The 5,200-nt window shown below is 69.8% G+C and carries 4 protein-coding genes; 3 read left to right on the top strand and 1 reads right to left on the bottom strand.

Annotation, left to right across the window (positions count from 1 at the left end):
- From AA75_RS33920 to pcrA, 3 genes are all read left to right on the top strand, one after another.
- Positions 1-1,380: polymorphic toxin-type HINT domain-containing protein (locus AA75_RS33920; protein ID WP_033824203.1), on the top strand; the 1,380-nt coding region annotated here is incomplete at its 5' end.
- Entirely contained in the window at positions 1,377-1,892 is a 516-nt protein-coding gene (locus AA75_RS33915) for a HEAT repeat domain-containing protein (protein WP_033824202.1), read from the top strand. The genes AA75_RS33920 and AA75_RS33915, both read left to right, overlap by 4 nt.
- Before the next feature lie 180 nt (positions 1,893-2,072).
- Entirely contained in the window at positions 2,073-4,697 is a 2,625-nt protein-coding gene (gene pcrA / locus AA75_RS33910; RefSeq protein ID WP_033824201.1) for a DNA helicase PcrA, read from the top strand.
- Positions 4,698-4,777: 80 nt separating this feature from the next.
- Here pcrA and AA75_RS33905 read toward each other — a convergent pair.
- Positions 4,778-5,200, bottom strand: a 423-nt coding sequence (locus AA75_RS33905) for a M23 family metallopeptidase (RefSeq protein WP_033824200.1), incomplete at its 5' end; no start/stop codon positions are given.

Raw genomic sequence — 5,200 nt, 5'->3', positions numbered from 1 at the left:
AGCGGCGGGGGCGGTAACGGCTCCTCCGGTGGGAGTACCTCCAGCACCAACAGCGCGGCCAAGGACAAGGCGGCGGCCGACGCCGCCGCGGCCATGCGCCAGAAGCAGGCCGCCGACGAGGCCCTCGCCAAGGCCAAGCAGCAGCGCGAAGAACTGATCAGCAAGATCGTCGACGTCGTCGGCGACCTGATCGGCTTCAACGACGCCCGTGACTGCTTCACCAAGGGCGACGTCATGGGGTGCGTCAACACCGCCCTCAACTTCGTCCCCTGGGGCAAGGTCTTCAAGGCCGTCAAGGTCGGCATCAAGGCGTTCAAGCTCTGGAAGGAGGGCGAGAAGGCCTACGACGCCATCCGCGGCGCCGAACGCATCGCCAAGGATGCCGAGGACGCCCTCTCCGTCGCCCGTAAGACAGAGAAGGAGGCCGCCGACGCCGAACAAGCGGCAACCCACGCCGACGACGGACCGAAACCCGAAGCCAAGGCCGACGAACCGGCGTCCTGCCCGATCAGCCGTAACAGCTTCCCCGCAGGTACCCAGGTCCAGCTCGCCGACGGCAGCACCAAGGACATCGACAAGCTCCAGCGCGGCGATGCAGTTGTCGCCACCGACCCGCAGACCGGCAGCACCACTGCCGAACCCGTGGTCGCCACCATTGTCGGGCACGACGACACCGACTTCACCCGACTGGAGATCGACGCGGGCGACGGTCACGGCGCACAGCCGCTGACGTCCACGGCCCACCACCCCTACTGGGACATCACCACGGGGCGTTGGACCGATGCGACCTATTTGGCCGTGGGTGACCAACTCCGCCTTCCTGACGGAAATGTCGCCACCGTCGCCGCTGTACACAGCTTCCAGACCACCCCGCAGACCGCGTTCAACCTCACGGTCGCCGACCTCCACACCTACTACGTGCTGGCCGGAACGCACCCGGTTCTGGTGCACAACTGCGGAGAGGGCGGTGAGACCGGTGCAGCGGCCAGTGCTGAGGCAAGCGGTGGGGAGACCTACTACCGGACCATGACCGACGAGCACTACAAGGCACTCACGGACACCAAGAAGGTCTCCCCCGGGGGCAGTCGGGAGACGTTCATCTCCCCCACGCAGCGATTCTCGGAAGGGTACAACGGTAGGCTGGTCAAGTTCACGGTTCGCCCCGGCACGACGGCCAGGCTCGAACAGATCGGTGTGCGTGACACGGGGGAATTGACGACCAAGAAATACCCGGGAATGCCGCTCATCGGGAAGAAGTGGTTCAGGAAGGCCGCCTTCTTCAAGCAGGAAGGGGACCAGATCAATATCGGGCTGGGAACCGGTAGTGCGCTGGACATATTCAACGAAAGCATTGTGGCGTTCGAGGAGATTGCTAGATGACGCCGGAAGAGCGACAGCTTGTTCTGTCGTTGGGAACTGTTCCGGGTGGTGGCCCCGAGGTGGGTCCGGAGGATGTCCTGCATCACTTCGGTGCGACGGACGGCAAGGCCTTGAGCCTGAGTCTGCTGTGCGACGCGGCCGACCGGAAGGATGCGGCCGACGCCGACGTGGCCCTGGTCGCCTGCTACCGATTCGGGTTCACGGCGAACCATCTGGCGCCGCTGATCGAACTCGCAACGGCGGACTGGCACCACCGGCACGAGGACGTTGTCACGGCGCTCGGTGAGTTGCGCTCACCGGCCGCGGTCGACGCCTTGTACCACGCGACGCAGTGGGTCCCGGAGTACCTCGACTACGACGAGAACCGCGGACTCGCGACGAAGGCCGTCCGCGCACTCGCCGCTACGCCGGGGGCGGAGGCTGAGCGGGCGCTCGTCAGGCTGACCGAAGCGGATGACGAAACCGTTCGTGAAGCCGCGGTCAAGCACCTTGCCCGCCGGAGGAGCTCCTGATCGAGGAATGAGTCGGCTGGTTCTGTGAGTTCTGCCGACTCCGGGTGCCGTGGTCGATGGCGACACGCCTACGACCACGGCATCCGGCGTGTTCGGTGCCTGGCGATCAATCCGAGGCGGGCCTGCCGGTTCGCCGTCCCGCCCCGGGGTGTCGGTGGCTGGTCATACACTCGGAGGGCCATGAGTAGCCTCTTTGACGACCTCCCGCTCCCCGGCTTCGAGGACCCAGCCGTCGGGTCGAGCCGCCCCGCCGCCGACGAGCCGCCGTACGACGGCCCGCCGTTCGAGGAGCCCCCGTACGAGGAGGCTCCGCACGACTACTCCCCGTACGAGGAGGCCATCCCCGACGGGCTGTTCCAGAGCGACCACGCCGCCGACGCCGAGCGGGACGCGTACTACCGCAACGGCGCCGCCCGCACCGTGATCGACCCGGCGCAGCTGCTGGAGGGGATGAACGACCCGCAGCGCGAGGCGGTGGTGCACCACGGCTCGCCGCTGCTGCTGGTGGCCGGCGCGGGGTCGGGCAAGACCCGGGTGCTGACGCACCGGATCGCGTACCTGCTGGGCGCCCGGCACGTGCAGCCGGGCGAGATCCTGGCGATCACCTTCACCAACAAGGCCGCCGGTGAGATGCGCGAGCGGGTCGAGCAGCTGGTCGGGCCGCGGGCCCGGGCGATGTGGGTGTCGACCTTCCACAGCGCGTGCGTGCGGATCCTGCGCCGGGAGTCCAAGGTGCTGGGCTTCACGTCCAGCTTCTCGATCTACGACTCGGCGGACTCGCAGCGCCTGATGGGCCTGGTCTGCCGCGATCTGGACCTGGACCCGAAGCAGTTCCCGCCGAAGTCCTTCACCGCGAAGATCAGCAACCTCAAGAACGAGCTGATCGACGAGGAGACCTACGCCGACCAGGCCGCCAACCCGACGGAGAAGAAGCTCGCCGAGGCGTACTTCCTCTACCAGCGGCGCCTGCGCGAGGCCAACGCGCTGGACTTCGACGACATCATCATGACCACGGTCAACCTGCTGCAGGCCTTCCCGGACGTGGCCGAGCACTACCGCCGCCGCTTCCGGCACATCCTGGTCGACGAGTACCAGGACACCAACCACGCCCAGTACACGCTGGTGCGCGAGCTGAGCGGCGGCGCCGCCGCGCACGCGCCGAAGATGACCGTCGACGGCGAGTACGTGAACCCGGCGGACGCCCGGCTGGCGCAGATCGCCCCGGCCGAGCTGTGCGTGGTCGGTGACGCGGACCAGTCGATCTACGCCTTCCGCGGCGCGACCATCCGCAACATCCTCCAGTTCGAGGAGGACTACCCGAACGCGACCACGATCCTGCTGGAGCAGAACTACCGCTCCACGCAGACCATCCTCTCCGCCGCCAACTCGGTGATCGAGCGCAACACCAACCGCCGCAAGAAGAACCTGTGGACCGCCGGCGACCAGGGCGAGAAGGTGGTCGGCTACGTCGCCGACGACGAGCACGGCGAGGCCCAGTTCATCGCGGACGAGATCGACCGGCTGACCGACAAGGGCGACGCCCGCCCCGGCGACGTGGCGATCTTCTACCGGACCAACGCGCAGTCCCGGGTCTTCGAGGAGGTGTTCATCCGGGTCGGCCTGCCGTACAAGGTGGTCGGCGGGGTGCGCTTCTACGAGCGCAAGGAGGTCCGGGACGTCCTGGCGTACCTGCGGGTGCTCTCCAACCCCGAGGACACCGTGCCGCTGCGCCGGATCCTCAACGTGCCCAAGCGCGGCATCGGCGACCGCGCCGAGGCCATGATCGACGCGCTGGCCGCCCGGGAGCGGATCAGCTTCGCCCAGGCGCTGGTGCGGGTCGACGAGGCGTACGGGATGGCCGCGCGCTCGGCCAACGCGGTGAAGAAGTTCAACGCGCTGCTGGCCGGGCTGCGGCAGGTGGTCGAGTCCGGCGCGGGCCCGGCCGCCGTGCTGGAGGCGGTACTGGAGGAGACCGGTTACCTCGCCGAGCTGCAGGCCTCCACCGATCCGCAGGACGAGACCCGGGTGGAGAACCTCCAGGAGCTCGCCGCGGTGGCCCTGGAGTACGAGAAGGACCCCGGCGAGCGCCCCGAGGCCGAGGAGGGCGACGGCACCCCGCCGGTCGGCTCGCTGGCCGACTTCCTGGAGCGGGTGGCGCTGGTCGCCGACTCCGACCAGATCCCGGACGACGAGGAGGGCGGCGGCGTCATCACCATGATGACCCTGCACACCGCCAAGGGCCTGGAGTTCCCGGTGGTCTTCCTGACCGGCATGGAGGACGGGATCTTCCCGCACATGCGGGCGCTCAACCAGGTCAAGGAGCTGGAGGAGGAGCGCCGGCTGGCGTACGTCGGCCTCACCCGGGCCCGGCAGCGGCTCTACCTGACCCGCTCGGTGCTGCGCAGCGCCTGGGGCCAGCCCTCGTACAACCCGGCCTCGCGCTTCCTGGAGGAGATCCCGGCCGGGCTGGTGGAGTGGAAGCGCACCGGCGCGGCGGCGGTGCCGCCGTCCCGGTCCTCGGGCGGCTCCTCGTACGGGTCCTCCTCGCGGCTGTCCTCGGGCGGTGGCGGTGGCGGCGGGACGGCCTCGCCGAAGGCGGGCTGGGGCAAGTCGGCCCGGCAGGTGGCCGAGCGGGACGTGCCGACCCTGGCGGTCGGCGACCGGGTCACCCACGACAGCTTCGGGCTGGGCACGGTGGTGGCGACCATGGGCGTCGGCGACAAGGCGCAGGCGACGGTCGACTTCGGGGCGAGCACCGGGCGCAAGCAGCTGCTGCTGCGCTACGCGCCGGTCGAGAAGCTCTGACGGGACGATCGACGGGTACGGCCCGGGTCCGCTGCCGCGGGCCCGGGCCGTACGCGTGTCACGGGGCGGCCGGGGACGGTTCAGCGCGGGTCGAGGCCGTGGGCCAGCAGCCAGGGCAGCGGGTCGACGGGGGCGCCGCCGTCCGGGCGGACCTCGAAGTGCAGGTGCGGGCCGGTGCTGTTGCCGCTGCTGCCGGAGTACGCGATCACGTCCCCGGCCCTGACCTGGCCCTTGCGGACCCGGAACGAGCGCAGGTGCCCGTACCAGGTGCTGGTGCCGTCCCGGTCGGTGACCACGGCGAGGTACCCGTAGGCGCTGCTCCACCGGGTGGTGACGGTTCCGTCGGTGGCGGCCCGTACCGGGGTGCCGGACGGGACCGGGAAGTCGATGCCGGTGTGCCGGACCGACCAGTGGGTGCCGGCCTGCCCGAACACCGCGCTCAGGCCGCGCGCGGCGACCGGCAGCAGGTAGTGCGGGCGCTCCGGGGGCGTCGGCAGGCCGGG

Source organism: Kitasatospora sp. MBT63, from assembly GCF_000710465.2.
GTDB lineage: Bacteria > Actinomycetota > Actinomycetes > Streptomycetales > Streptomycetaceae > Kitasatospora.
Note: the sequence above shows the minus strand (reverse complement) of the source record. Positions and strands in the feature narration are given on the sequence as shown.

Excerpts from the sequence above, each read along its gene's own strand:
- AA75_RS33915 (WP_033824202.1), top strand. The coding sequence starts at position 1,377 with ATGACGCCGGAAGAGCGACAGCTTGTTCTGTCGTTGGGAACTGTTCCG.
- pcrA (WP_033824201.1), top strand. The coding sequence starts at position 2,073 with ATGAGTAGCCTCTTTGACGACCTCCCGCTCCCCGGCTTCGAGGACCCA.